This window comes from Nocardioides sp. CCNWLW216 (genome assembly GCF_037120545.1).
Classification (GTDB): Bacteria; Actinomycetota; Actinomycetes; order Propionibacteriales; family Nocardioidaceae; genus Nocardioides; species Nocardioides lianchengensis.
In genome coordinates, this window is record NZ_JBBBBJ010000015.1 from 34348 (window position 1) to 59089 (window position 24742).

Annotated in this window: 23 protein-coding genes; 16 read left to right on the plus strand and 7 right to left on the minus strand. The window is 72.5% G+C overall.

The window, feature by feature from the left end:
- Positions 1-44: 44 nt before the first annotated feature.
- Genes V7S47_RS24215 through araA form a run of 7 tightly spaced genes read left to right on the plus strand, consistent with a single transcriptional unit; the run spans position 45 to position 8671 of the window.
- Positions 45-1643 (plus strand): sugar ABC transporter ATP-binding protein, encoded by a 1599-nt coding sequence (locus tag V7S47_RS24215; protein WP_336563997.1) that lies wholly within the window; start codon positions 45-47, stop codon positions 1641-1643.
- The gene (locus tag V7S47_RS24220) at positions 1636-2712 is read left to right on the plus strand and encodes an ABC transporter permease (protein WP_336563998.1); all 1077 of its coding nucleotides are present in this window, start codon (positions 1636-1638) and stop codon (positions 2710-2712) included. The genes V7S47_RS24215 and V7S47_RS24220 overlap by 8 nt, the downstream gene beginning before the upstream one ends.
- A complete protein-coding gene (gene yjfF / locus V7S47_RS24225; RefSeq protein WP_090854372.1) occupies positions 2709-3710 on the plus strand; it encodes a galactofuranose ABC transporter, permease protein YjfF in 1002 nt (333 codons plus the stop codon). The genes V7S47_RS24220 and yjfF overlap by 4 nt, the downstream gene beginning before the upstream one ends.
- Entirely contained in the window at positions 3707-4765 is a 1059-nt protein-coding gene (locus V7S47_RS24230; RefSeq protein ID WP_336563999.1) for a LacI family DNA-binding transcriptional regulator, read from the plus strand. Before yjfF ends, V7S47_RS24230 begins: the two co-directional genes overlap by 4 nt.
- 3 nt (positions 4766-4768) lie before the next feature.
- Positions 4769-6451, plus strand: a complete 1683-nt coding sequence (gene araB, locus V7S47_RS24235) for a ribulokinase (RefSeq protein WP_336564002.1) — start codon at positions 4769-4771, stop codon at positions 6449-6451.
- Positions 6448-7125, plus strand: a complete 678-nt coding sequence (locus tag V7S47_RS24240; protein ID WP_090854367.1) for an L-ribulose-5-phosphate 4-epimerase — start codon at positions 6448-6450, stop codon at positions 7123-7125. The genes araB and V7S47_RS24240 overlap by 4 nt, the downstream gene beginning before the upstream one ends.
- A 43-nt stretch (positions 7126-7168) precedes the next feature.
- Entirely contained in the window at positions 7169-8671 is a 1503-nt protein-coding gene (gene araA, locus V7S47_RS24245) for an L-arabinose isomerase (RefSeq protein WP_336564003.1), read from the plus strand.
- A gap of 174 nt (positions 8672-8845) precedes the next feature.
- Here the strand turns inward: araA and V7S47_RS24250 are convergent, their stop codons facing one another.
- Positions 8846-9217, minus strand: a complete 372-nt coding sequence (locus tag V7S47_RS24250) for a winged helix-turn-helix transcriptional regulator (protein WP_090854361.1) — start codon at positions 9215-9217, stop codon at positions 8846-8848.
- A gap of 73 nt (positions 9218-9290) precedes the next feature.
- Between V7S47_RS24250 and V7S47_RS24255 the strand changes: the two genes are divergently transcribed.
- Both V7S47_RS24255 and V7S47_RS24260 read left to right on the plus strand, forming a co-directional pair.
- Positions 9291-9662 carry a DoxX family protein gene (locus tag V7S47_RS24255; protein WP_336564004.1) on the plus strand — a complete coding sequence of 124 codons (372 nt, stop codon included), beginning with the start codon at positions 9291-9293 and terminating at the stop codon, positions 9660-9662.
- Between the two features lie 106 nt (positions 9663-9768).
- The gene (locus tag V7S47_RS24260; protein ID WP_336564005.1) at positions 9769-11148 is read left to right on the plus strand and encodes an NAD(P)-binding protein; all 1380 of its coding nucleotides are present in this window, start codon (positions 9769-9771) and stop codon (positions 11146-11148) included.
- Between the two features lie 188 nt (positions 11149-11336).
- On the opposite strand, the gene V7S47_RS24265 is transcribed toward V7S47_RS24260, so the two are convergent.
- Positions 11337-12377: an NAD(P)-dependent alcohol dehydrogenase gene (locus V7S47_RS24265; RefSeq protein ID WP_336564006.1), complete on the minus strand. Its 1041-nt coding sequence runs from the start codon at positions 12375-12377 to the stop codon at positions 11337-11339.
- 56 nt (positions 12378-12433) lie between these two features.
- On the opposite strand from V7S47_RS24265, the gene V7S47_RS24270 reads away from it, so the two are divergent.
- The 3 genes from V7S47_RS24270 (at position 12434) to V7S47_RS24280 (ending at position 14675) form a co-directional block, all read left to right on the plus strand.
- Complete coding sequence (locus V7S47_RS24270; protein ID WP_336564008.1) at positions 12434-13000, plus strand: TetR family transcriptional regulator; 567 nt, start codon at positions 12434-12436, stop codon at positions 12998-13000.
- Between the two features lie 231 nt (positions 13001-13231).
- Positions 13232-14398, plus strand: a complete 1167-nt coding sequence (locus V7S47_RS24275) for a hypothetical protein (RefSeq protein WP_336564010.1) — start codon at positions 13232-13234, stop codon at positions 14396-14398.
- A gap of 34 nt (positions 14399-14432) precedes the next feature.
- Positions 14433-14675 carry an NAD(P)-binding domain-containing protein gene (locus V7S47_RS24280; RefSeq protein WP_336564012.1) on the plus strand — a complete coding sequence of 81 codons (243 nt, stop codon included), beginning with the start codon at positions 14433-14435 and terminating at the stop codon, positions 14673-14675.
- A 467-nt stretch (positions 14676-15142) separates the two neighbouring features.
- Here the strand turns inward: V7S47_RS24280 and V7S47_RS24285 are convergent, their stop codons facing one another.
- Positions 15143-16351, minus strand: a complete 1209-nt coding sequence (locus tag V7S47_RS24285) for an MFS transporter (protein ID WP_336564013.1) — start codon at positions 16349-16351, stop codon at positions 15143-15145.
- A 71-nt stretch (positions 16352-16422) separates the two neighbouring features.
- On the opposite strand from V7S47_RS24285, the gene V7S47_RS24290 reads away from it, so the two are divergent.
- The gene (locus tag V7S47_RS24290; protein WP_336564014.1) at positions 16423-16986 is read left to right on the plus strand and encodes a TetR/AcrR family transcriptional regulator; all 564 of its coding nucleotides are present in this window, start codon (positions 16423-16425) and stop codon (positions 16984-16986) included.
- On the opposite strand, the gene V7S47_RS24295 is transcribed toward V7S47_RS24290, so the two are convergent.
- Both V7S47_RS24295 and V7S47_RS24300 read right to left on the minus strand, forming a co-directional pair.
- Positions 16973-18226 (minus strand): calcium-binding protein, encoded by a 1254-nt coding sequence (locus V7S47_RS24295; protein ID WP_336564015.1) that lies wholly within the window; start codon positions 18224-18226, stop codon positions 16973-16975. The two genes, V7S47_RS24290 and V7S47_RS24295, sit on opposite strands and share 14 nt — an antisense overlap.
- Positions 18227-18307: 81 nt before the next feature.
- Positions 18308-18973, minus strand: coding sequence for an AIM24 family protein (locus V7S47_RS24300; protein ID WP_336564016.1), 666 nt, complete (start codon positions 18971-18973; stop codon positions 18308-18310).
- 111 nt (positions 18974-19084) lie between these two features.
- Between V7S47_RS24300 and V7S47_RS24305 the strand changes: the two genes are divergently transcribed.
- Positions 19085-20398, plus strand: a complete 1314-nt coding sequence (locus V7S47_RS24305) for a hypothetical protein (protein ID WP_336564017.1) — start codon at positions 19085-19087, stop codon at positions 20396-20398.
- Between the two features lie 21 nt (positions 20399-20419).
- Here the strand turns inward: V7S47_RS24305 and V7S47_RS24310 are convergent, their stop codons facing one another.
- Complete coding sequence (locus V7S47_RS24310; protein WP_336564018.1) at positions 20420-22072, minus strand: helicase; 1653 nt, start codon at positions 22070-22072, stop codon at positions 20420-20422.
- Between the two features lie 227 nt (positions 22073-22299).
- On the opposite strand from V7S47_RS24310, the gene V7S47_RS24315 reads away from it, so the two are divergent.
- The gene (locus V7S47_RS24315; protein ID WP_336564019.1) at positions 22300-23250 is read left to right on the plus strand and encodes a class II glutamine amidotransferase; all 951 of its coding nucleotides are present in this window, start codon (positions 22300-22302) and stop codon (positions 23248-23250) included.
- A gap of 36 nt (positions 23251-23286) precedes the next feature.
- Here V7S47_RS24315 and V7S47_RS24320 read toward each other — a convergent pair whose 3' ends face one another.
- Complete coding sequence (locus V7S47_RS24320) at positions 23287-23976, minus strand: hypothetical protein (RefSeq protein ID WP_336564020.1); 690 nt, start codon at positions 23974-23976, stop codon at positions 23287-23289.
- Positions 23977-24225: 249 nt separating this feature from the next.
- Here V7S47_RS24320 and V7S47_RS24325 point away from each other — a divergent pair, with 249 nt between their 5' ends.
- Positions 24226-24696, plus strand: coding sequence for a hypothetical protein (locus V7S47_RS24325; protein WP_336564022.1), 471 nt, complete (start codon positions 24226-24228; stop codon positions 24694-24696).
- Positions 24697-24742: the final 46 nt, after the last annotated feature.

A 24742-nucleotide genomic window follows, 5' to 3' on the forward strand; every position in this document is an offset into this window, starting at 1 on the left:
CCGACGCACGCGAGGGCAGCCCCACCAGCAGGGAGAGGAACGAGATGACGCAGATGGACGTCCAGCCCTCGGAGACGGGCACCGCCGCCCCGACCGCCCGGACCCCCGTGATCGAGATGCGGGACATCTCGATCACCTTCGGCAGCGTCCGCGCGCTGAGCGAGGTGTCGCTGCGCCTCTACCCCGGTGAGGTGCACGCCCTGATGGGCGAGAACGGCGCCGGCAAGTCGACGCTGATCAAGGCCCTCACCGGCGTCTACACGATCGACTCGGGCACCGTCCTGGTCGGCGGGGAGGAACACTCCTTCTCGTCCCCGGCCGCCTCGCAGTCCGCCGGCATCAGCACGGTCTACCAGGAGGTCAACCTGGTCCCGAACCTGACCGTCGCCGAGAACATGCTGCTCGGCCGCGAGCCCCGGCGCTTCGGCGCCATCAACGTCCGGGCCATGAACCGCCGGGCGCGCGAGACCCTCACCGGTCTCGGCCTCGACATCGACCCCGCCTCCGTCCTCGGCGAGCACCCGATCGCGATCCAGCAGCTGGTCGCCATCGCCCGCGCCGTGGACGTCGAGGCCCGGGTCCTGATCCTCGACGAGCCCACCTCCAGCCTCGACTCCGACGAGGTGGCGAAGCTGTTCGAGGTGATGCGCCGTCTGCGCGAGCAGGGCGTGGCCATCGTCTTCGTGTCGCACTTCCTGGACCAGATCTACGAGATCTCCGACCGGATGACCATCCTGCGCAACGGCCGCCTGGTCGAGGAGCGGATGGTCTCCGAGACCAGCCAGCTGGAGCTGGTCAAGCTGATGATCGGCCGCGAGCTGGAGGCCCTCGAGCGCCTCGACCGCGAGCCCCCGAACACCGAGGCGGAGGTCGGCACCCCCGTCCTCCAGGCCCTCGGGATCGGCCGCAAGGGCTCGCTGGAGGCCACCGACCTGGAGCTCTTCGAGGGCGAGGTCATCGGCATCGCCGGACTCCTCGGCTCGGGCCGCACCGAGCTGGCCCGACTGCTCTTCGGCGCCGACACCGTCGACACCGGTGAGCTGACCTTCCGCTCCGAGCGTCGCCGGCTGCGCAGCCCGCGGCACGCCATCGACCGCAAGATCGCGTTCTCCAGCGAGGACCGCAAGGCCGAGGGCGTGGTGGGCGACCTGACCGTCGCCGACAACATGCTGCTCGCGCTGCAGGCCTCGCGCGGCTGGCTGCGGCCCATCCCGCAGTCGACCCGCACCCGCCTGGTCGACGAGTACATCCAGGCCCTCGACATCCGGCCCGCCGACCCGAGCGCCCTGATGCGCAACCTGTCGGGCGGCAACCAGCAGAAGGTGCTGCTCGCCCGGTGGCTGATCACCGAGCCCGAGGTGCTAATCCTCGACGAGCCGACGCGCGGCATCGACATCGGTGCCAAGGCGCAGATCCAGGCCAAGGTCGCCGAGCTCGCCGCCGAGGGTCTCGCGGTGGTCTTCATCTCCGCCGAGCTGGAGGAGGTGCTGCGCCTCAGCGACCGCCTGGTCGTGATGCGCGACCGCCGCAAGATCGACGAGCGCCCCAACTACGACGTCAGCGTCAGCGACGTCCTCGAGATCATCGCGGGCGAGGCCCGCTCCGAGCAGCAGCCCGAGCAGCAGGAGGAGACCCGTGCCTGAGTCCCCGACCCTCGTCCAGCGCGTGGTCCGCCACCAGCTCATGTGGCCGGTGCTGGCCCTCGTCGCGCTGCTGGTCGTCAACGTCGTCGCGACGCCGACCTTCTTCAACATCCGGATGCAGGACGGCCACCTCTACGGCAACCTCGTCGACATCGTGCGCAACAGCGCGCCGGTGATGCTGGTCGCCCTCGGCATGACCCTGGTCATCGCCACCCGCGGCATCGACCTCTCGGTCGGCGCCATCGCCGCCATCGCCGCGGCCGTCGCCTGCACCCGCATCGTCGGCGCCGCCGACGAGGGGGCCGCCACCACGGCGATCATGGCCTGCACCTACGCGCTCGTCGTCTGCCTGCTCCTCGGCGCGTGGAACGGCTTCCTGGTCTCGGTGCTCGGCATCCAACCGATCATCGCGACCCTGATCCTGATGGTCGCCGGTCGTGGCATCTCGATGGCCATCACCGACGGCCAGATCACCACGGTCAACAACAGCTGGTTCAGCGACCTGGCGTCCGGCTTCGTGCTCACCCTCCCGCTGGCCTTCCTGGTCGCCGTCGGCGTCTTCCTGCTCACCGCCCTGCTGACCCGCCGTACGGCGCTCGGCATGCTGATCGAGGCGGTGGGGATCAACCCGGAGGCCAGCCGGCTGGCCGGCGTCCGCTCGCGCACCATCATCTGGACCGTCTACGCCTTCGCCGGCCTCTGCGCCGGCATCGCCGGCCTGGTCATCGCGGCCAACACCAACTCGGTCAACGCCAACAGCCTGGGCCTGTGGATCGAGCTCGACGCGATCCTCGCCGTCGTCATCGGCGGCACGTCGCTCGCCGGCGGCCGGTTCTCGCTGACCGGCACGTTCATCGGCGCGCTGTTCATCGCCACCCTGGCCCGCACGATCCCCAACATCGGGATCCCGTCGGAGCTCAACTACCTCTTCAAGGCCGTCGTCGTGATCGCCGTCTGCCTCCTCCAGTCGCCCAAGGCGCGCGCGGTGTTCCGCTCCCGCCGCAGCGGCCCGACCGTCCCGACCGGCCCCGCCGCTCCCGTCCCCGCGAAGGCAGGTTCCGTCGCATGAGCGCCATCACCTTCCCCACCTCGTCCACCTGGGACCGGGTCAAGGGCTACACGCCGCCCACCCGCTTCCTCCCCGTCATCGCCACCCTGGCCCTGTTCGTCGGCCTGTTCGGCGCCGGCGGCGTCCGGTACGACGGCCTCGCCGACCCGCAGGTGCTGCTCAGCCTGCTGATCGACAACGCGTTCCTGATCGTGCTCGCGGTCGGCATGACGTTCGTGATCCTCACCGGCGGCATCGACCTCTCGGTCGGCTCGGTGGTGGCGCTGTCCACGATGATCGCGGCGAAGACGCTGCAGATGGGCTGGTCGCCGTACCTCTCCATCGCGGCGGTGCTCGCGACCGGCACCCTGCTGGGGCTGCTGATGGGGCTGCTCATCCACTACTTCGACATCCAGCCGTTCATCGCCACCCTGGCCGGGCTGTTCCTGGCCCGCGGCCTGACCTACCTGATCAGCGTCGAGTCGATCTCGATCAGTGACGAGACCTTCACCCAGCTGGCCTTCAAGACCGTCTACTTCGGCGAGTACTACCTGCGCTGGACGGCGATCGTCGCACTGATCACGGTCGCCATCGCGGCGTACGTCCTGGCCCGCACCCGCTTCGGCCGCACCGTCTACGCCATCGGCGGCAGCGAGAGCTCGGCGATGCTGATGGGCCTGCGGGTGGCCTTCACCAAGGTCGGCGTCTACGTCATCAGCGGCTTCTGCGCCTCGCTCGCCGGCCTGCTCTTCTCGCTCTACATCCTCTCCGGCAACAGCCTGCACGCGGTCGGCATGGAGCTCGACGCGATCGCCGCGGTGGTCATCGGCGGCACCCTGCTCACCGGTGGCCGGGGGTACGTCGTCGGCTCGCTGCTCGGCGTGCTCGTGCTCGGCATCATCAAGACGCTGATCTCCTTCGACGGGACCTTGAGCTCCTACTGGATCCGGATCATCACCGGCGTGCTGCTGCTGGCCTTCGTCGTCGTCCAGCGGTTCGCGACCCGGCGGCAGTCGTGACCGACCTCGCCCCGCGCCCGACGGTCGAGCGCACGCCGGTCATGGCCGACGTGGCGCGGCTGGCCGGCGTCTCGCACCAGACCGTCTCGAGGGTCATCAACGGGCAGAACAACCTGCGCCCGGAGACCCGCGAGCGGGTGCTGCAGGCGATCCGCCAGCTCGGCTACCGGCCCAACAGCGCCGCCCGGGCGCTGGTCACCCGGCGCTCCGCGACCATCGGGGTCATCGGCTCGAAGTCCGGCTACTGGGGCCCGAGCACCGTGCACCGCACCATCCAGGCCGCCGGCCGCGAGGCCGGCTACTACGTCAGCTCGGCCAACCTGCAGAGCCTGAACCGCGACGAGCTGGTCGACGCGATCAGCCACCTGCGCGACCAGAGCGTCGAGGCGATCGTGCTGATCGGCGGCACCGACGACGCTCTCGAGGTGGCCCGCGCCCAGGAGGACCTCGGGACGCCGGTGATCGTGGTCGAGGGCGACGAGAGCAAGACCCGCTGGACCGTCGGCGTCGACCAGGTCGCCGGCGCGGAGCTCGGCACCAGCCTGCTGATCGAGCTGGGCCACACCGAGATCCTGCACCTCGCCGGACCGCCGGAGTGGACCGAGGGCCGCTCGCGGCACACCGGCTTCCGCAACGCGATGTTCGCCGCCGGCCTCCGCCCGCTGGCGCCCGTCGAGGGCGACTGGTCCGCGCGCAGCGGCTACGAGGCCGGCCTCGAGATCGCCCGCCGCGACGACGTCACCGCGGTCCTCTGCGCCAACGACCAGATGGCGCTGGGCCTGCTCCGTGCGCTCTCCGAGGCGGGTCTCTCGGTCCCCGGCGACGTCAGCGTCGTCGGCTTCGACGACATCCCGGAGGCGGCGTACCTCATCCCGCCCCTGACCACCGTCCGCCAGGACTTCACCGCCGTCGGCCGCCGGGCCATCGAGATCATCCAGGCCGCCCTCGCCGGCACTCCCGGCCCCGAGCGGCTGATCGGCCCCGAGCTCGTCGTCCGGGCCAGCAGCGGCCCGCCCCCCTCCCGCACGCAGACCCGCACGAAGAAGAGGAACTAGACCATGTCCGACCAGTACGTCGTGGGCGTCGACTACGGCACGCTCTCGGGCCGCGCCGTCGTCGTCCGCGTCTCCGACGGGGCCGAGCTCGGCACCGGGGTGCACGAGTACCCGCACGCCGTCCTCGAGACGAGCCTGCCGAACGGCCGTCCGCTGCCCCCCGACTGGGCGCTGCAGGTGCCCGAGGACTACCGCGAGGTGCTGCGCGTCGCCGTACCGGCCGCGATCGAGGCCGCCGGCATCGACCCGGCCGACGTCGTCGGCATCGCCACCGACTTCACCGCCTGCACGATGGTGCCCTGCCTCGCCGACGGCACCCCCCTCGTCGAGGCCGGGTACGACGACCGCCCGCACGCCTACGTCAAGCTCTGGAAGCACCACGCCGCCCAGCCCCAGGCCGACCGGATCAACCGGCTGGCCGAGGAGCGGGCCGAGCCCTGGCTGCCCCGGTACGGCGGGCTGATCTCCTCGGAGTGGGAGTTCGCCAAGGGCCTCGAGCTCTTCGAGGAGGATCGCGACCTCTACGACCGGATGGAGCACTGGGTCGAGGCCGCCGACTGGATCGTCTGGCAGCTGTCGGGCGAGTACGTCCGCAACGCCTGCACCGCCGGCTACAAGGGCCAGCGCCAGGACGGCGCCTACCCGACCACCGACTACCTCGAGGCGCTCGCGCCCGGCTTCGGCACCTTCGTCGAGGACAAGCTGGAGCACCGGATCGGCCAGCTCGGCGAGCAGGCCGGCCGCCTGACCGCGGAGGCCGCCGCCTGGACCGGGCTGCCCGCGGGCATCGCGGTCGCGGTCGGCAACGTCGACGCCCACGTCACCGCCCCCGCCGCGCAGGCGGTCCGGGCCGGCCAGATGGTCGCGATCATGGGCACCTCCACCTGCCACGTGATGAGCGCCGAGGTGCTCCGCGAGGTCCCCGGCATGTGCGGCGTCGTCGACGGCGGGATCATCGCCGGATCCTGGGGCTACGAGGCCGGCCAGTCCGGCGTCGGCGACATCTTCGGCTGGTTCACGAAGTTCGGGGTGCCCGCGTCGTACGCCGAGGCCGCGGCGGAGGCGGGGGAGTCCCTGCACGAGCACCTGACCCGGCTGTCCGCCGTCCAGGAGGTCGGGGAGCACGGCCTGGTCGCGCTCGACTGGCACTCCGGCAACCGCTCGGTGCTGGTCGACCACGAGCTCTCCGGCCTGGTCATCGGGCAGACCCTGGCCACCCGGCCCGAGGACGTCTACCGCGCGCTGCTCGAGGCGACCGCCTTCGGGACCCGGGTGATCGTCGAGACCTTCCGCGACAGCGGGATCCCGGTCGAGGAGTTCATCGTCGCCGGCGGCCTGGCCAAGAACGCCCTGCTGATGCAGACCTACGCCGACGTCACCCGGCTGCCGCTGTCGATCATCGACTCCGAGCAGGGCCCGGCCCTCGGCTCGGCGATCCACGCCGCGGTCGCGGCCGGCTGCTACCCGGACGTGCCGACCGCGGCGAAGTCGATGGGCAAGGTGCGGCCGTCGGTCTACCTGCCCGACGAGACCCGCGCGCAGGCCTACGACCGGCTCTTCGAGGTCTACCTCGACCTGCACGACCACTTCGGCCGTCGTACCACCACGATGCGGCGCCTCAAGGCGCTGCGCCGCGACGCGGTCGCCCGCCGTACCTCCGAGGGCGCCGAGGGGGAGACCCGATGACGATCACCGCTGACGTCGCCGCGACGATCACGACCCTGCGGCGCGAGGTCTGCGCGCTGCACGAGCAGCTGACCCGCTACCGGCTCGTCGTGTGGACCGCCGGCAACGTGTCCGCCCGGGTGCCCGGCCAGGACCTGCTCGTCATCAAGCCGTCCGGCGTCTCGTACGACGACCTCACCCCCGAGAACATGGTCGTCTGCGACCTCCAGGGCCGGGTCGTCGAGGGGCAGCACGCGCCGTCCTCGGACACCGAGGCGCAGGCCTACGTCTACCGCGAGCTGCCGCACGTCGGCGGCGTGGTGCACACGCACTCGACGTACGCCACGGCGTGGGCGTCGCGCGGCGAGGCCGTGCCGTGCGTGCTGACCATGGGCGCCGACGAGTTCGGCGGCGAGATCCCGGTCGGGCCGTTCGCGATCATCGGCGACGACTCGATCGGCCGGGGGATCGTCGACACCCTGCGCGACCACCGCTCGCCGGCCGTCCTCATGCAGAACCACGGCGTCTTCACGATCGGCCCGACCGCGAAGGCCGCCGTGAAGGCCGCGGTGATGTGCGAGGACGTCGCCCGCACCGTGCACAAGGCGCGCCAGCTCGGCACGCCGCTGGCCATCGACCAGACCCACGTCGACTCCCTCTACGACCGCTACCAGAACGTCTACGGCCAGCGCTGACCGCGCGCTCGGTCCCGCTCCTCAACGGAAGGCAATCCCTCCCATGACCACCCCGACTCCCGAGGTCTGGTTCCTCACCGGCAGCCAGTCCCTCTACGGGCCCGAGACCCTCGACCAGGTCGCCGCCCAGAGCCAAGGCATCGCCGCCCGCCTCGACGCGACCTCCGACCTGCCGATCAAGGTCGTCTGGAAGCCCGTCCTGCTGGACGCCGGCTCCATCCACCGCCAGGTCCTGGCCGCGAACAGCGCGCCCGAGTGCGTCGGCATGATCACCTGGATGCACACCTTCTCGCCGGCCAAGATGTGGATCGCCGGCCTCGACGCGCTGCAGAAGCCGCTGCTCCACCTGCACACCCAGGCCGGCATGGAGCTGCCGTGGTCGACCATCGACATGGACTTCATGAACCTCAACCAGGCCGCCCACGGCGACCGGGAGTTCGGCTACATCCAGTCGCGGCTCGGCGTACCGCGCAAGACGGTGGCGGGCCACGTCGACTCACCCGTCGTCGCCGCGCGGATCGGCCAGTGGGCCCGGGCCGCCGTGGGCCGGCGCGAGCTGCGCCAGCTCAAGCTCGCCCGCTTCGGCGACAACATGCGCGACGTCGCGGTCACCGAGGGCGACAAGGTCGAGGCGCAGCTGCGCTTCGGGGTCTCGGTCAACACCTACGGCGTCAACGACCTCGTCGCGGTCGTCGACCAGGTCGCCGACGCCGACATCGACAAGCTGGTCACCGAGTACGCCGACACCTACGCCGTCGACGCCTCGCTGCTCCCGGGCGCCGAGCGCCACGAGTCGCTGCGGTACGGCGCCCGCATCGAGCTCGGCCTGCGCGCCTTCCTGGGCGAGGGCGGCTTCGGCGCGTTCACGACCAACTTCGAGGACCTCGGCGGCCTGCGCCAGCTGCCCGGCCTGGCCGTGCAGCGGTTGATGGCCGACGGCTACGGCTTCGGCGGCGAGGGCGACTGGAAGACGTCCGTGCTGCTGCGCGGCATGAAGGTGATGGCCGCCGGGCTGCCGGGCGGCACGTCGTTCATGGAGGACTACACCTACCACCTGGTCCCCGGCGAGGAGAAGATCCTCGGCGCCCACATGCTCGAGGTCTGCCCGACCATCACCTCCGCCCAGCCGTCCCTGGAGATCCACCCGCTCTCCATCGGCGGCCGCGAGGACCCGGTCCGCCTCCGCTTCACCGCCGACCCCGGCCCCGCCGTCGTCGCCGGCCTCTCTGACCTCGGCGACCGGTTCCGCCTCACGGTCAACGAGATCGACGTCGTCGAGCCCGACGCGGCGCTGCCGAACCTCCCCGTCGCCTGCGCCGTCTGGGAGCCCCGCCCCTCGCTCGCCACCTCCGCCGAGTCCTGGCTGATGGCCGGCGCCCCGCACCACACGGTGCTGTCGAAGGCCATCGGCGTCGAGGTCCTCGAGGACTTCGCCGAGATGACCGGCGTCGAGCTCGTCACCATCGACGCCGACACCACCCCGCGGTCCTTCCAGCGCGAGCTGCGCTGGAACGCCGCCTACCACCGGCTGGCCAGCCGGCTCTGATCACGGCTCGGGCCGGTCCTTGATCCGCCGGCCCGAGTCGTCTCCAGGGGGCGGTGTGAGTTTCATCGGCTAGCCGACGAACCTCACGCCGGGACGACAAAGGTTCATCGTCCAGGCGTGAGTTTTATCGGCTAGCCGATAAAACTCACCCGGCCGCCCCGCCCCGCGGCAGCCTCAGCGCTCGTCGTACGACGCCCGGCTGGCGTCGACGTCGCGGTTGTGGGCGACCGCCCACTCGGCGAGCGCGACGGCAGGGCCGAGCAGGGTGCGGCCGAGCGGGGTGAGCTCGTACTCGACCCGCGGCGGCACCTCGCCGTACGACGTCCGCGACACCAGGCCGTCGCGCTCGAGCTGGCGCACGGTGCGGGTGAGCATCCGCTGCGAGATGCCGCTGACCCGCTGCTGGAGCTCGGAGAACCGCAGCCGCTCGCCGTCGAGCGTCGCGACCACGAGCAGCGACCAGGTGTCGCCGATCCGGTCGAGGACCGCCCGCACGGCACGCCCGCCGTCGCCGCGGATCAGGCAGGTCTTCTCGTAGGCCGTCACGGTGCCTCCTCCTCGATCAGGCACACCGGTGTGCCTTTTGTACGCCCCTCGATTCTGCTCCAGCATCCGTCCCATGGACCCCATGGACATCGCGTACTGGATCGTGGCCGGCCTGCTGGCGGCCTTCTACCTCTACTCCGGCGGGCTGAAGGTCGTCCGCAGCCAGGAGCAGCTGGCGCCGATGATGGGCTGGGTCGACACGATCCCGATGCCCCTCGTCCGCGCGGTCGGGGCCGTCGAGGTCCTGGGAGCGGTCGGCCTCGTCCTGCCGCCGCTCACCGGTGTCGCGCCGGTCCTGGCGCTGGTCGCCGCGCTCGGCTTCCTGGTCCTGCAGCTGCTGGCCACCGCCCTGCACCTCTCGCGCGGCGAGGCCCGGGTGACGGGTCTGAACGCCGTCCTGGTCGTGCTCGCGAGCGTGGTCGCCTGGCTCGCGACCACCTGGTGAGCAGCATTGTTGTCGACTTCCGGACGGCCCGCTCGCACCGGGGCCACGACTCCTTCCTCCTCCAGCCGGCTGGCTACCACGACCTGGTCGGTGCTTTCCTGAGTCGGTGACCCGCATCGACGCCGACTATCTGGTCGTCGGGGCCGGCGCCTCCGGCCTGGCCTTCACCGACGCGCTGGTCGACCACGACCCGCGCGCCCGGGTCGCGCTCGTCGACCGCCGGACCGGTCCCGGCGGCCACTGGCGCGAGGCGTACCCGTTCGTCCGCCTGCACCAGTCGTCCACCTTCTACGGCGTCGCGTCGACCCTGCTCGGCGGCGGCCGGATCCAGACCGAGGGCCCCGAGGCCGGTCTGCACGAGCGGGCCGACCAGCCCACCATCCAGGCCTACTTCGACGACGTCCTGGAGCGCCTGGTCGGCACCGGCCGGGTCCGGCTCCTCGCGGGCCACGAGTACGACGACCGCACGGTCGTCGCGCAGGAGACCGGGGCGCGGTCCGTCGTACCCGACGGGTGCCGGGTGGTCGACGCCCGCTACCTCGCCCCCGACATCCCGGCCGAGACGCCGCCTCGGTTCGCCGTCGACGGCGTACGGGTGATCCCGGTCAACGACCTGCCGCGGGTGGAGGAAGACCCGAGCCAGTACGTCGTCGTCGGGTCCGGCAAGACCGCCACCGACGCCGTGGTCTGGCTGCTCGGCCGCGGCGTCGACCCGGACGCGATCTGCTGGGTGCGCCCACGCGACCCGTGGATGCTGGACCGGGCCCAGATCCAGCCGGACCCGGCCGTCTACCTCGCGATGGTCGCCGACCTGATGGGTGCCGCCGCGACCGCCCCGTCCCTGGACGCGCTGTTCCTCGCCCTGGAGGACGCCGGGATCATGATGCGGATCGACCGGTCGGTGACCCCGACGATGGCCAAGGCCCCCACCCTCGGCCGCTGGGAGCTCGACCTGCTCCGCAGCGTCGAGCACGTCGTCCGCCTCGGCCACCTCCTGTCGGTCCGCCCCGGTCGCCTCGAGCTGGAGAGCGGCACGGTCGCCCTCGCCCCCGACGCCCTCGTCGTGAACTGCGCCGCCGACGGCCTGAAGCTGCCCCCGCTCGTCCCGATCTGGCGCCCGGACGTCATCACCGTCCAGCCGGTCCGCGCGGGCTTCCCGTGCTTCGGCGCCGCGCTCGCCGGGTACGTCGAGGCGACCCGCGCCGACGACGCCGACAAGAACCGGATCGCCCCGCCGTCGTCGTACGGCAACACCCTGGCCGACTGGGCCCGGATGAACGTCCTCGGCTCCCGCGCCACCGCCGCCTTCAACGCCGAGCCCGACATCCGCGACTGGGCGAACCGCGTCCCCCTCAACCCCGCCCGCATCCCGCCCGACCACCCCGGCTCCCCGGCACTCGACGACGCCCTCGCCCGCCTGTCCGCGGTCACCGCCCCGGCCATCGCCAACCTCGACGAGCTCGCCGCCACCCCCTCCGGTGGTTGAGCAGGTCGCGCAAGAGACCGTGTCGAACCCGACCGCGACCGTGCACCGACCTCGATCGGGGTCGCTTGTCGGCTGCGGGGGTTTCGACACGCTCAGGCGCCAGAGCGCCTTCGCTGCTCAACCACCGGCCGGTGGTTGAGCAGGTCGCGCAGCGACCGTGTCGAAACCCCTGCACCCGACCGCCGACCTCAGCCCAGGTCGGCCAGATCCAGCACGAACCGGTAGCGCACGTCGTTCCGTCCCAACCGCTCCAAGGCGGTGCCGACCTCCCGCGAGGGCACCACCTCCACGTCCGCGGTGATCCCGTGCTCCCCACAGAAGTCGAGCAGCTCCTGCGTGTGCGGCCGCCCGCCGCTGCCGCCGGAGGCGAGGCTCTTGCGCCCGATGAGCAGCGCCATCGTCTCGATCTCGATCGGCCCGAGGTGGCCGACCGAGCAGAGGGTGCCGTCGAGCGCGACGACCCCGAGGTACGGCGTCAGGTCGTGCGCCGCCGAGACGGTGTCGACCACCAGGTCGAGCGAGTTCGCCACCGCGGCCATCGCGGAGGGATCGGTGGAGACGACCACGTCGTCCGCGCCGAGCGCCCGGGCGTCGTCGGCCTTGCCGGGGGAGGTGGTGAAGACGGTGACCCGTGCGCCGAGGGCGTGCGCGAGCTTGACCGCGAGGTGACCGAGCCCGCCGAGCCCGACCACGCCGACCCGGGAGCCCGGGCCGACCTGCCAGCGCCGCAGCGGCTCCCACACGGTGATCCCCGCGCACATCAGCGGCGCGACGGCAGCCGGGTCGAGGCCGGCCGGGCGGTGGTAGACGAAGCGGTCGCGGACGACGTACTCGCCGGCGTAGGCGCCCAGCGTCCGGGCGCCGTCGACCCGGTCGCGGCCGCCGTACGTGAGGGTCGGGAACTCGGCGCAGAAGTTCTCCTGCCCGGCCACGCACATCGCGCAGACCCCGCAGGAGTCGACGATGTTGCCGACCGCGACCGGGTCGCCGACCGCGAACTCGGTGACGGAGGCGCCGACCGCGGCGACCTCGCCCACGAACTCGTGTCCCGGGACGACGGGAAACGCGTCCGGGTCCTGGCTGCTCACGGCGTGCAGGTCGGTGTGGCAGACCCCGCAGTGGGTCACCCGCACCGCCACGTCGTCAGGGCGCAGCTCGCGCCGCTCGACGGTGACGAGCTCGAGCCCGCTGCCGGGGGCCGTCGCCTGGAAGGCCGGGGTGCTTCGCATGATCGTCTCCTAAAACCAACTGGTTAGTTACTTCCGGCCAACGTAACCTACGACCCATGACGGGCAAGGGCGAGGCGACCCGCCAGCGGATCCTGGCCGCGGCCACCGAGGAGTTCGCGCAGCACGGCATCGCCGGCGCCCGCGTCGACCGGATCGCCGCCGCAGCCAGCACCAACAAGGCCCAGCTCTACGCCTACTTCGGCGGCAAGGACCGGCTCTTCGACGCCGTCTTCGAGGCCTCGATGCAGAGCATCATGGAGATCGTCCCGATCTCGCCCGACGACCTCGCCGACTGGGCCGTCCGCCTCTACGACGAGTACGTCGAGCGCCCCCAGCTGATCCGCCTCGCCACCTGGGCCCGCCTGGAGCGCACCCCCGCCGGCCATCTCATGGACAACGAGCGGCGCGAGGGCGCCAAGCTCGACGGCATCGCCTCCGCCCAGAAGTCCGGCGCCGTCGCCCCGGCCGATCCCTTCGACGTGATGGCCATGGTGATCGCCATGTCGATGGCCTGGTCGCCGGTCAGCAACGTGTACGCCGCCACCGCCGACGAGCCGACCCGGGTGCACGAGCAGCGCCGCGCCTTCCTGCGCGAGACCGTCCGTCGCGCCTTCGCGCCCTGACCCGCGTCGTACACCGACGGACACAAGTGGCCGCGGGAGCCGCCCGCCAGGCTCAGGGTCGGCGCGCAAGGACGACTTGTGTCCGTTCGGGTACGACGCCCCCGCGGGCCAGCGGGATCCGGTCTGCGTCCTGACGCCCGCGCGGCTCGGCCAGGTTGTCGCGAAAGCACCGCGTGCGGGCGGTCGACGGACTACGGTGCCGGACACGTCACGTGTCGTGGAGGTCTCATCGTGAGTCGAGCAACCCGGATCCTGGTCGGCGCGCTGTCGATCGCGCTGCTCGGCGGAACGGCGTACGCCGTGCCGTCGCCGGCTGGGGTGGTCGTCGAGCCCGGTGACTGGTACGCCTTCGGCGTCGAGGCCACCGGCGCGGTCGAGCTCGCCGCGGAGCCGCTCGTGTCCGGGGGGCCGGAGACCGACCAGGGGATGGCCGTCACCGACGTCGGCGACCTCGAGGGGCGGGTCGAGGCCACGGACGCCGAGGTCTCCCTGTCGCAGACCCGGGTCGCGAGCTCGCTGGGGTACCTCCACCTCTTCCCCGACACCGACGCCGAGGTCGAGCTGGCGGACCTCGAGACCGTGGCCACCTCGACCGGCGTCGTGGTGCGCTCCGAGGGCGGGACGGTCCTCGGGCACCCGGTCCCCGCCGGACCGATCGCCCCGGGCACGTCGTACGAACTCGAGGGCACGAGCACCGTCGTCCGCCTCGCGGTCACGGAGACCGACGCCTCCGGGCTCACCGTCGTCCGAGGTCTGGTCCTCACCAGCCCCGACGACCTGGAGGCCACGGTCACGGCGGCCGCGATCGCCGTCGGCGAACTGCAGGCTCCGCCGGTCCTGGCGCCGACCACGGTCGCCGCGACGCAGGTGCGCTCCGCGGTCTGGGGGACGCCGACCGCCCTGAGCATCCGCACCACCGGTGCGAGCGCCGGCAGGGTCCTCATCAGGCAGGGGCGCGGCATGATGGCGTCGGCCGCCGTCGTCGGCGGGCGGGCCGGCCTGCGGCTGCCGGCCTGGCTCGGGGCCGGACGGAACTCGCTCGAGGTCGTCTTCCAGCCCGACTCCGAGGAAGCGGCAGTCAGCAGCACCACCGCCGTGGTCCGGGTCGCCCAGCTCCGTCCGCGCCTGTCCGTCCGGGCCTCCGGTCCGCGCCTGCGCGTGCAGATCGGTGGCCTGCCGCACTGGTCGGTGGCGCCGCACGTCGTCTGGGTCAAGGTCTACGACCAGGCCCGCCCGCACCGGCTGCTCACGCTGAAGCAGGCGGTCGGGTCCCGCGTCCGACTCACCGTCCCCGGGCTGTCGCCGGGGCGGCACCGGCTGCGTGTCGAGATCCCCGGCGCCGAGAGCGTCAACATCAAGAGGACGGTGCGGAAGGTCCGCGTCCGCGTCCGCCCTTGACCTCAAGCGAGGTTGAGCTCCCAGCGTCGAGGACATGACCACCACCGCCGTCCTCGGGACGGGCGCGATCGGCACCGCGGCCGGCTCGGCCCTGCTGCGCGCCGGGTACGACGTCGTCGCCTGGAACCGCACGCCGGACCGCGCCCACGCCCTCGTGAGTGCCGGTGCCCGGCGGGCCGTCTCGGCCGCCGAGGCCGTCGATGTCTCGGCGCTGGTGCTGGTCGCGGTCACCGATCAGGCTGCCCTCGGCGGCGTGCTCGGGCTCTCGACGACCTGACCGGCACGGTCGTCGTCGGTCTCTCCACCGGCACCCCGTCCCAGGTGGCCATGAACGACCGGCGGGTGCGCGAGCGCGGCGGGATCCTCCTCGGCGCCGGGGTCCGGTCGTCGCCGGACGCCTACGCGAGCGGGGCCGGGAGCCTGCTGGTCAGCGGCCCGCGGCCGTCGTACGACGAGCACCGCGCCGCCTCGACCTCCTCGGCGACGTGTGCTGGGTGGGCGAGCAGCCGCAGGCGGCGGCCACGCTCGACCTCGTCCTCTTCGGTCTCTGGTACGACGCCCAGCTCGGACTGCTCCGCGCGGTCGGGGCGCTGGCCGCTGCGGGCGTGGACCCGGCCGGCCTGGTCCCGGACCTCGCCGCGCAGCTCGACCACGTCCGGGTCGACGTCGCGCCCGTGATCGACCAGCTCCGCACGCGGACCTTCCCGCGCGGTCCCGCCGACCTGCGCGAGCACCTCGCGCTGCTCAGCAGCCTCCGCGGTGAGCGGCTGCTGCCGCTCGGCGACGGCGGTCTCGGTCCCGTGGTGGAGCGGCTGCAGGAGCTGGTCGACGCAGGTCGCGGCGGCGAGGGCCTGACCGCCCTCCTGGACGCCTGATCCCGGCCGCGGCGGCGACGCCCGTGACCGCGGCCGCGAGCAGGAAGGCGGCGGTCGTGCCCCTCGCCTCGAGCACGGCGCCCGCGGCCGAGGAGCCGACGGCCTGGCCGAGCACGAGCGTGACGAACAGCAGCGCGGTACCCGGTCCCGCCCGCTCCGGCACCACCCGCCCGGCCCAGGCGATGAGCGCGGACGTCGCCGCCACGAACCCCCACCCGAACACCGTGCACGCCACGATCGCCACCGCCAGCCGGTCGGCCGCCAGTCCGAGCGCGGCCGTCGCGGCTGCGGTCGCCATCGCGGTGACCAGCCAGGCCACCTCCGGACGCCGGTCGCTGAGCGCGCGCGCCGTCGCGACCGTGAGCGTGCCGCCGAGACCGAGGGCGATCCAGGCCAGCGTCGACGCCGCGTCGCTGGCCCCGCGGTCCACCAGCAGCGTCCGCCCGTAGGTCCACACCACGGCCGACCCCGTCCCCAGCAGCAGCGCCGCCGCGGCCGGGACCGCGAGCCCGCGCACCCATCCGTACGACGCCCCGCCCGCCGCCGTCGCGCGGCCGGGGCCGCCCCGGTCGAGCAGCAGGACCCCGACCCCGACCGCCGCGGTCACGACCGCGCTGACCGTGAGCCCGACCCGCCAGTGGGGGAGCAGGACCAGCGCCAGCGCCCCGGCGGCGACCAGCCCGGGACCGGTCCCGGCGTTGACGGCGGCCTGCGCGCGGTCGCGCCGTACCTCGGTGACGTTGCGCTCCACGACGACCACGAGCGCCGGCGACGCGAGCCCGGCCCCGCTGGAGGCGAGGACGGCCGAGGCGGCGAAGAGCGGTACGGCGCCCGCGACCGCCATCCCGATCGACCCGATCGACGCGGTCGCCAGCGCGGCCACCACCAGCGCCCGCGCGTGCCGGGGCGCGGCCAGCCCGCAGAGTGCGCCGACGCAGTAGGCGACCGAGGCGCCCGACGAGATCCGCCCCGCGACCGCGTCGCCCATGGCCAGCGACTCCTGGACGTCCGGCAGGAACAGCCCGTACGCCAGTCGCACCAGCCCGTAGGTGCTCGCGATCAGCCCCGTGGCCACCACGATGAGCGCGGTTCCTCGGCGTACCTCAAACGAAAACGGGCGTTTCACTTTGCCGAGTCTAGGCTGACGGGGTGGCGACCCGCGACAGCACCCGCACCAAGCTCCTGGACGCGGCCGACGAGCTCCTCTTCACCCGCGGCGTCGTGGCCACCCCGGTCGACGCGATCCTCGAGCGCGCGGGTGTCTCGCCCGCCACCCTCTACCGCGCCTTCGGCAGCAAGGAGGGCCTGGTCGCCGCCGCCCTCGACCGCCGCCACCGGGAGTGGATCGCCGTCTGGGACGCCTGTGTCGCCCGCGCGACCGACGACCGCGGCCGGCTGCTCGCCGTCCTCGACGCCCTCGACGAGTTCCAGCGGCGCCCCGACGCCGCTCGCTGGTGCGCCTTCCTCGGCACCGCCGCCGAGTACGCCGACCCGCCCGCCGTCCTCGCCGCCGCGATCCAGCAGGACTCCGACTCGATGCGCGCCCGGCTGGCCGCGCTCGCCGAGCCGCTCGCCGGGTCCGGTGCGCCCGCGCTCGCCGACGCGCTCGTCCTCGTTGTCTCGGGTCACCTGGCCCTGGGGCTGCGCGGCGTCGGTGCGGACGGGACGGCCGTCGCGAGGTCGGTGGCCGAGGCCCTGGTCAGCAGGACCTGACCCGCTCCGCCTGGCAGCGGTCGCGCCCGGGTCCGCCGTCGGCCCGGTCGCGCCCCCGTCCTCCGAGGAGCACGTCGCGCCCACCGCGGCCGGCCAGGACGTCGTTCCCGCCCTTGCCCTCGATCACGTTGCGCCGGCCATCGCCGCGGATGACCTCGGCCGTGGGGGTGCCGAGGACGTTCTCCAGGGACCGCAGGCGCGCCCGGGCCGCGGCTGCGCGGTAGCGACGAGCGGCGAGGTCGACCCGCGACCGGTTCTCGACCAGGACCAGGGTGTCGCGACCCGTGCCTCCGTCGAGGAACGAGCGGGCGCAGACCTTCGGGCAGCGCTCCTGCTCGACCGTGTACGCCGTCGCGGGCTGGAGTCGATCGGGGCCTGGTCCGCCCAGCAGGCGGACCGCCACCGGCCGCTCGCCGCCCTCGTCGAAGTCGTTCCCGCTGCTCAGGACGTCGGCGCCCTCGCCGCCGTGCGCGGCGCCGCCGGTCTCGAGGTTGATCCGGTCGTCGCCGGGGCCGCCGAAGACGTCCGCGCTCGCGACCACCGCCTCGTCGTCGCCCGGGCCGAGCTCGATCCGCGCGTGCCGGCCCGTCACCGTGTCGTCGCCCGCTCCGGTCCGGACCACGTCGCGGTCCCTCTTCGTGCCTCGCCTGGGGAAGTAGCCCGTGTCGAAGACGTCGTCGCCGGCCGAGCCGACGAAGAGGTCGCGGTGATTGCTGCCCTGCACGTGATGGATGCCGACCAGGGTGTCGATGTCCGGGCCCTCCGCCACGGTGCCAAGGTCGAGGCGGACCACCACTCCGGTCGTCGACTCGAGGTAGGCAGCGTGGGTCTTCGTAGCGGGACCACCGACGATCCGGTCGTCGCCCGGACCGCTGCGCACCCAGGTCTCCTTCAGGTATCCGTCGACGCTGGTCGGCCCGATCTCGTCGATGATCGTGTCGTGACCCGCTCCGGCGAGGACCGCCGAGTTCGTCAACGCGGTGCTGCAGATCAGGTCGTCGCCCCCCTTCGCGTCCACGCGGACCCCGTCGAAGCCCGCGGTGCTGATCACGTCGGCACCCGCCGTACCGTCGAGCCGCTGGCCGTCCTCGGTCGCGACCAGCGTCGGGGTCTGTCCCGAGCAGCTCGGGACGGCGGCGTAAGCGCCTGGTGTCGGTGCGCTCAGCAGCGCGACGGTGAGCCCCGTGGTGACGAGGGCTGCCGCTCCTGCGAAGAGCGTGCGTGCGGGGTGGACGGTCATGGCTTCTCCCGATGTCGGCGACCTGGTCACACCGTCTGATGCTCGGGCGGAGCGATCGGTTCGCGCCGACCTCGGCGGGGCTCAGTGCGAGTGCGTCGGCACCGTCCGGCCCTCGCTGGCCTGGACGACGACGAACCCCTGCCCGCTGAACGCGAGCTGGAACGCCTCGCCGGAGCCGCGCCCGATGAGCGCGCCGGCCCCCGCCGTACGACGGACCGCCGTGGTGAGGGAGGACGACCAGGCCACGGCGGACTGGATGTCGGCGTACGTCGGGGCGTCGACGTTGAGCACGACCGGCTCGCCGTGGGTGGTGATGGCGACGGTGCCGGTCCCGGTGAAGGTGGTGTTGAAGACGCCGCCGGCCATCATCGACGCGCCCTCGACGCGCTTGATGTCCCAGGCCAGCGTGCTGTCGAAGGCCAGGACGTTCTTGCCGTTGACCGTGAGGGAGTCGTTGTCGAGGTTGACCAGGTGGACCTCGGACGCGTCGTCGGCGAAGAAGACGTCACCGCGGCCGGTCACCTTCATCAGCGGCACGCCCTCGCCGGTCAGGGCCTTCTTCAGGAACTTCCCCATGCCGCCGGAGCCCTGGTAGGCGAAGTCGACCTGCCCCTGGTAGGCGATCATCGCGCCCTGTCGCGCCATCACCTCGCCGTCCAGCGCGACCCGCAGCATCCGGGGGTTCTGCAGCCCGAACCGGTCGCCGCTGGTGGACTCGAGGTTGGTGCCGAACAGGTCGCTGCGCATGGGTCTCCTCAGGGTCGTCGTGGGTTGCCAGAAGACTAGGCGGCGCGCCCAGCCGACTCTGGTTGACGGTGGGTCGCGAACCGATCGGCGTCCGGGTGCATCGGACCTGGCATGAAGACCTTCCCCGTGACCGGATCCACCCCGCGCCGTACCCGATCCGCGCTGCCCGCCATGGCTCTCGCGACGGCCGGCGTCGTCGTCTCGGCGGGCCTGGTCGCGACGGGTTCGGCCGCCCCGGCGTCGGCGGCGGTCGAGATGTGCCAGGGTCGGGTCGCCACCATCGTGGCCACCGAGCGCGACCAGGAGCTGACGGGCACCGACGGCCCGGACGTCATCAGCACCGCGGGCGAGTATCAGGTCCAGGTCGACGGCCGGGGCGGCGACGACCTGATCTGCACGCGCGCCGGCACCAGCGCCCGGGCGAGCGGTGGAGCAGGAGACGACACCCTGGTGGACTCCGTGGGCCCGCTCGACGAGAACCTGGCCGGCAACTCCACCTACCTCCTGGGCGGTGCGGGAGACGACCGGATCGTCGGCGTTCCCGGCATCCCCAACACCGTCGCCGCCTACGCGACGATCGCCGACTTCAGCGATGCCACCGACGCCGTCACCATCCGTCTCGACGCCGGTGTCGCGACCGGTGGCGGAGCCGGGCGGGACGAGCTCGAGGGGATCACCGCCGCCAGCGGCAGCTACTACGCGGACACGTTCATCGGCTCGTCCGGCGCCGACTACTACGACACCGGCAATCACCCGGACGGCCGGACGAAGGCCCTGGACGACGTGCGGACCGGAGCCGGTGACGACGAGGTCAAGGGGATCCGGGGATCGGTGCGCCTGGGCGCCGGTGACGACGAGGCCGACCTGGACATCTCGCGGATCTGGGGCGAGGCGGGTGACGACGTACTGAACATCAGCATCAAGGGCTTCGCCCGCGGCGGCAGCGGCAACGACACCGTCACCGGCTCCTCGGACTACGAGTACAACTTCCGGCCGACGCACACCTGGGTGCGCACGTACGGCGGATCGGGAGCCGATGTCATGCTCCTGCCCGGCGTCGTCGCCGAGGGCGACCCCTCGTGCCCGGAGGTCTGCGGCCGGGGTTCGGTCGACGGCGGCTCCGGCATCGACCGGCTGCATCTGGGCTCGGACCCCTCGGTCGTCGACCTGGCGGCCGGCACCGGCAGGAGCCGCGCCGGGCGGGGGCGGCTGCGGTCCATCGAGCGGGTGATCGGCAGCAACTACGGCGACATCCTGCGCGGCAGCGCGCGGGACGACGTCCTCAGCGGCGGCGGAGGTCGCGACGTCCTGATCGGTCGCGGCGGCGACGACCTCCTGATCGGCGGCGAGAGCAGCCGCGACCGTGCCGACGGCGGCCCCGGTCGGGATCGGTGCCGGCAGGTCGAGATCCGCCGGTCGTGCTGATCCCCTGACGCCTGCTCCTCGTCAGGTGCCGTCGTCGGTCAGCGTGGTGGCCGGCAGCCAGTCGGCCCCGAGCAGATGGGCGACGTCGGCGAGCCCGGCGGTGTCGCTGCCCACCGTGTCGGACGCGGCGGCGATCCGCTCCACCATCACCCGGCCGACCTGCTCCTCGACGGTGCCCTCGGCGTACGCGATGTGCCACGGCGAGACCTGGTGGTCACGGTGGGTGCGACCGGTCACCTGCCGTGCGGCGATGCCGGAGAAGCGCGCCTGGTGGAAGACGCCGACCCGCGGCTGCGTGCTCGCCTGTCGGCCGTCGGCGAGGGTCTCGCCGGCGTGCAGGCTGATCGAGGCGACCGTGGTGAAGACGCAGACCTTCGCCTCCCCGGTCTGGAACCGGAGCCGCTCGGCCTCGGCGTCGAACCGGTCGCGGCCATAGATCGTGGCCACGTCGAGGCCGGAGTCCCGCAGCCGGTCCGCGATGGGGTCGGCGGCGGTGCTGACGAACTCGACCGAGCAGGCCACCTGCCGCTCAGACTCGACCTGCTGGGCGATCCACGCGACCGTCGAGTCGACCCGGATCAGCCCGGCCTTCTGCCGGAAGCGCAGCAGCGCGGCCCGCCCCTTCGCGACGTTCCGGCCGCGCCGTGCCAGGTCCATCTCGCGGCAGAACTCGCCCCACTCGGCGTCGTACGACGCCCGCTCCGCCGGCGTGAGCGCCACCGGCATGCCGGAGATCGGCACCGGCCCCCACGGCGCGGCGCGGTGCAGCATCGCCGGAGGCCGCTCGTCGGCGAGCCAGCCGCGCACCAGCTTCAGGTCCGCCGCGCGGCGCGCCGGATCGGTGGTCCAGCTTGCGCCGTACCGTCCCGGCTCCACGCCGACCCCGTGCCGCTCGAGCGCCGCGGTGAACGTGGGCCCGGGCTGCGTCGCCGAGGTCCACTCCTTCATCGGCTCGCCGAGCACCTGCGCGTAGGCGGGCGCGAGGTAGGGCAGCTCCAGCGGCGTGTGCCCCGGCGTCGCGGTCGTCGCGATGACGAATGGCGCCCGGTCGTGCGCCCGCCCGTGCCCCGAGACCTTGGCCCACAGCTTCCACCGCTTCGTCGTCGTACGACGCAGCGCGTGGGCCTCGTCCGCGATGATCACGTCCCAGTCGTGGTCCGCGACCTTCTCCAGCCGGTCCCAGGTGATCACCACCCACTCCAGCCCGCCGTCGCCCAGCGCCGCGATCGTCCGGCACCAGTGCCCGATGGTGATCGCCGCCGGCCGGTCGGCCACGACGAGCACCTTGTGCGCCCCGCGGAGGTCGCCCACCGCGATCGCGCCGAGGACCGCGGAGATCGTCTTGCCCACCCCGGGTTCGTCGGCCAGCAGGAACATCCGCCCGCCGGCCGCCGCCCGCTCCGCGATCGCGTCCGCCGCCTCGAACTGGATCCTCCGCGGCTCGAACGCGTCGGTCGCCTCGGGGGCCGGCGTCGGATCGTCGGGGTTGAGCGTGTTCTCGACGAACCGCCCCAGCGTGTACGGCCCCGGCGCGTACGGCGCGAGGTGCGCCGGCAGCGTCTGGCCGACGTACAGGTGGGTCTTGACCGCCGGGTGCCAGGTGGCGCCGTCGACCTGGGTTCCGTACGGGACGTCGATCACCCACAGCCGCTCGCCCGGCCCGGCCTCGGGCAACGGGCGCTGCTGTCCCTTCCCGCTCCTCCGCGGTGACGAGCCGCGGCGGCCGGCACTGGATCGGCGGCGACTGGACACCCCCGGACGCTATCGGGGCGTCCGCGGTGATCAGGGCTGGCTCGCCCGAGTCCCGCGGGACCTTCCTGGGCGCAGGAGCGGCGCAACGACGTCCGGTCCGCCCGTAGGGTGGCGACGCTCCGGGACGCCGACGTCAGTGAGGGAAGTACATGTGCCGAGTGCTCGCCTACATCGGACCCGAGATCCCGCTCGAAGAACTGCTGCTCACGCCGTCGAACAGCCTGGTCAACCAAGCCCTCGACCCTGAGCACTACCCGGATCTGCAGCTGGCGGGCTGGGGCTTCGGGGTCTGGAGCGAGCACCTGCTGAAGCCTGAGGCCCCGTTCATCTACCGACGGCCCATGGCCGCCTTCTACGACGACAACGCCGGGCGCATGATCCCGAGCCTGCGTGCGAGCACGATGCTCGGCCACGTGCGCGCGGCCCTCTACAACTCGTCGACCGTCCTGGTCGACGAGAACTGCCACCCCTTCTCCTTCGAGGAGACCCCCTGGATCGTCGCCCAGAACGGCGAGCTGCCGAACTGGATGCTCCTGCAGCGGGAGCTGCTGCAGCACTGCGAGGACAGGTACCTGAAGCAGATGAGGGGCACGACGGACACGGAGTTCCTCTACGTGCTCCTGCTCTCCCTGCTCGACGGCAACAGCGACGAGGACGTCCGAAGCGCGTTCGAGAAGATGGTTCGCCACATCGCCCAGGCGATGAAGGACCTCGACCTCCCCGGCCTGACCAAGCTGAAGATGGCCCTGGTCTCGCCGAACCGGATCATCGGGGTCAACGTCGGTCTCGGCCACCAGGGCGAGACCAACCCGGCGGGCGACTGGAAGAAGCTGCGAGAGGCCGCTCCGGGCACGGACGACTTCGCCCTCTCGATGGTCCTGGAGCCGATGTACCTGCTGACGGGGCGACACGTTCCGAGCGACGACACGTCCTTCGACTTCGAGGCGTGCGAGGTGGGCGAGGCCACGGCCGCCATCTTCGCCTCGGAGGCCCTGACGGAGGACGCCGAGGGTTGGTCGTACGTCGAGTTCGGCCAGATGGTGTTCCTCGAGAACAGGGCAGGGCAGATCACCAAGACCGTCAGCACGCTGTCGGTGTAGGCGCGCCCGGCGTGGCCACCAGGGACCACGCCGCGGTCAGCCCTGCACGAGCGCGATCAGGACGATCACCAGGAGAAGGGCGGCAACCGAGCCGAAGCCGACCGCCAGCGCGAACGTCAAGGGACGGCGCTCGCGGAAGCTCATCGCACCCGGTATCGCCTCGTTCACCTGCCGCGCCGTGCTGACGTGGTCGGCGACGTGACCGTTGGCGGCCTCCGTCACCGCCCTGAGGTCGCCCGTGTCCCAGTCACTTCCGGCGACGCGGACCTGATGGGTGCTGTCCGCGATGAACAGCTGCAGCGTCTTCGGCGGAAACACTCCTCCGTACGGGGGCGCGGTCGGCTCGACCCACGACAGCAGCGCGGTCAGGGCGGGGTCGCTGCGGTCGAACGTGGTCGACCTGCCCCGACGGTCGACGTGCGTCACGGTCTCGGGTGTCACGGTGATGGAGCTGTTGGTGAACAGCATCCGGTTGCGGACCGACAGCACCGCGACGATCGGCGCGGCGATGAGGCCGGCCACGGCGAACAGCCCGCCGTACACCAGCAGCGCGTAGCGCCGGTCGTCGGCGGACAGCACCCCGGCGGTGGCACCGCCGATCAGCAGCAGCGAGGGCAGGACCGCGGTGTACCGGAGCCGCATGTTCTCCTGCCGCTGGCTGGCGCGCGACGGACGGTACGTCGCCACGCGTGGTGGCGGATCGTGTCGCCTGCGGCGGAAGAACATCGTGCACCTGGTCAATCGTCGAAGGTCAGGATCATCGTGACACTCGCTCTCATGTCGTTCAGTGTCTGAGGGGAGTGTCGAGCTGTACGACTGTGTTGCCCCGCGCGTGACGTGGGTGGTCGAGAGGTATGAGCACGGGGCAACCGCCGATGCTGATCATCGTCTCCTGCGACATTCCTCATCCGCGGCAGTCGACCGACCGTCACCTCCTCTGGACACCGTGCCGGAGACCGGTGCGAGGATGCGTCAATGAGCTGGGGAGATGTCTGGGTCAACGGGGACAAGGTCCGACCCGGGATAGACGCCACCGGCCCACGGGCGCCGTGGATCCCGGCCGGCCTCATCTCGTCGGAGGCGCGGGCGTTCGTCGAGGCGATGCAGCTGCTGCGAAGGACCCGCGGTGCGCACGCCCGGGCGGTCGAGTTCGACCTCCATGTCACCTCGTCCGCAGTGAGCAAGGGCCGCGCCGGTACCGGGAAGGCCGTCGTCGGCTTCGAGCCGGACGGGTTGTGGCTAGCGGTGAACGTGACGCCGGCGGGGAGCCTCCCGGAGGAGGCTCGCTTCGTGGTGTTCACGCAGCGCGTGCACGTCGTCGCCGGGGCCCGGCGGGCCGCCCAGCGCGGTACGACGGACCGCTCACAGGCGACCATCCCGCTTCGCGGTCGCGCGCGATCCCGTGAGAGCGCCCTCGAGTGGGGTCACCAGGCGGCTCGAGACTGACCGAGGGAGTCGGCGGCGAGATTGCCGACTGGATCCGAGAGGCACC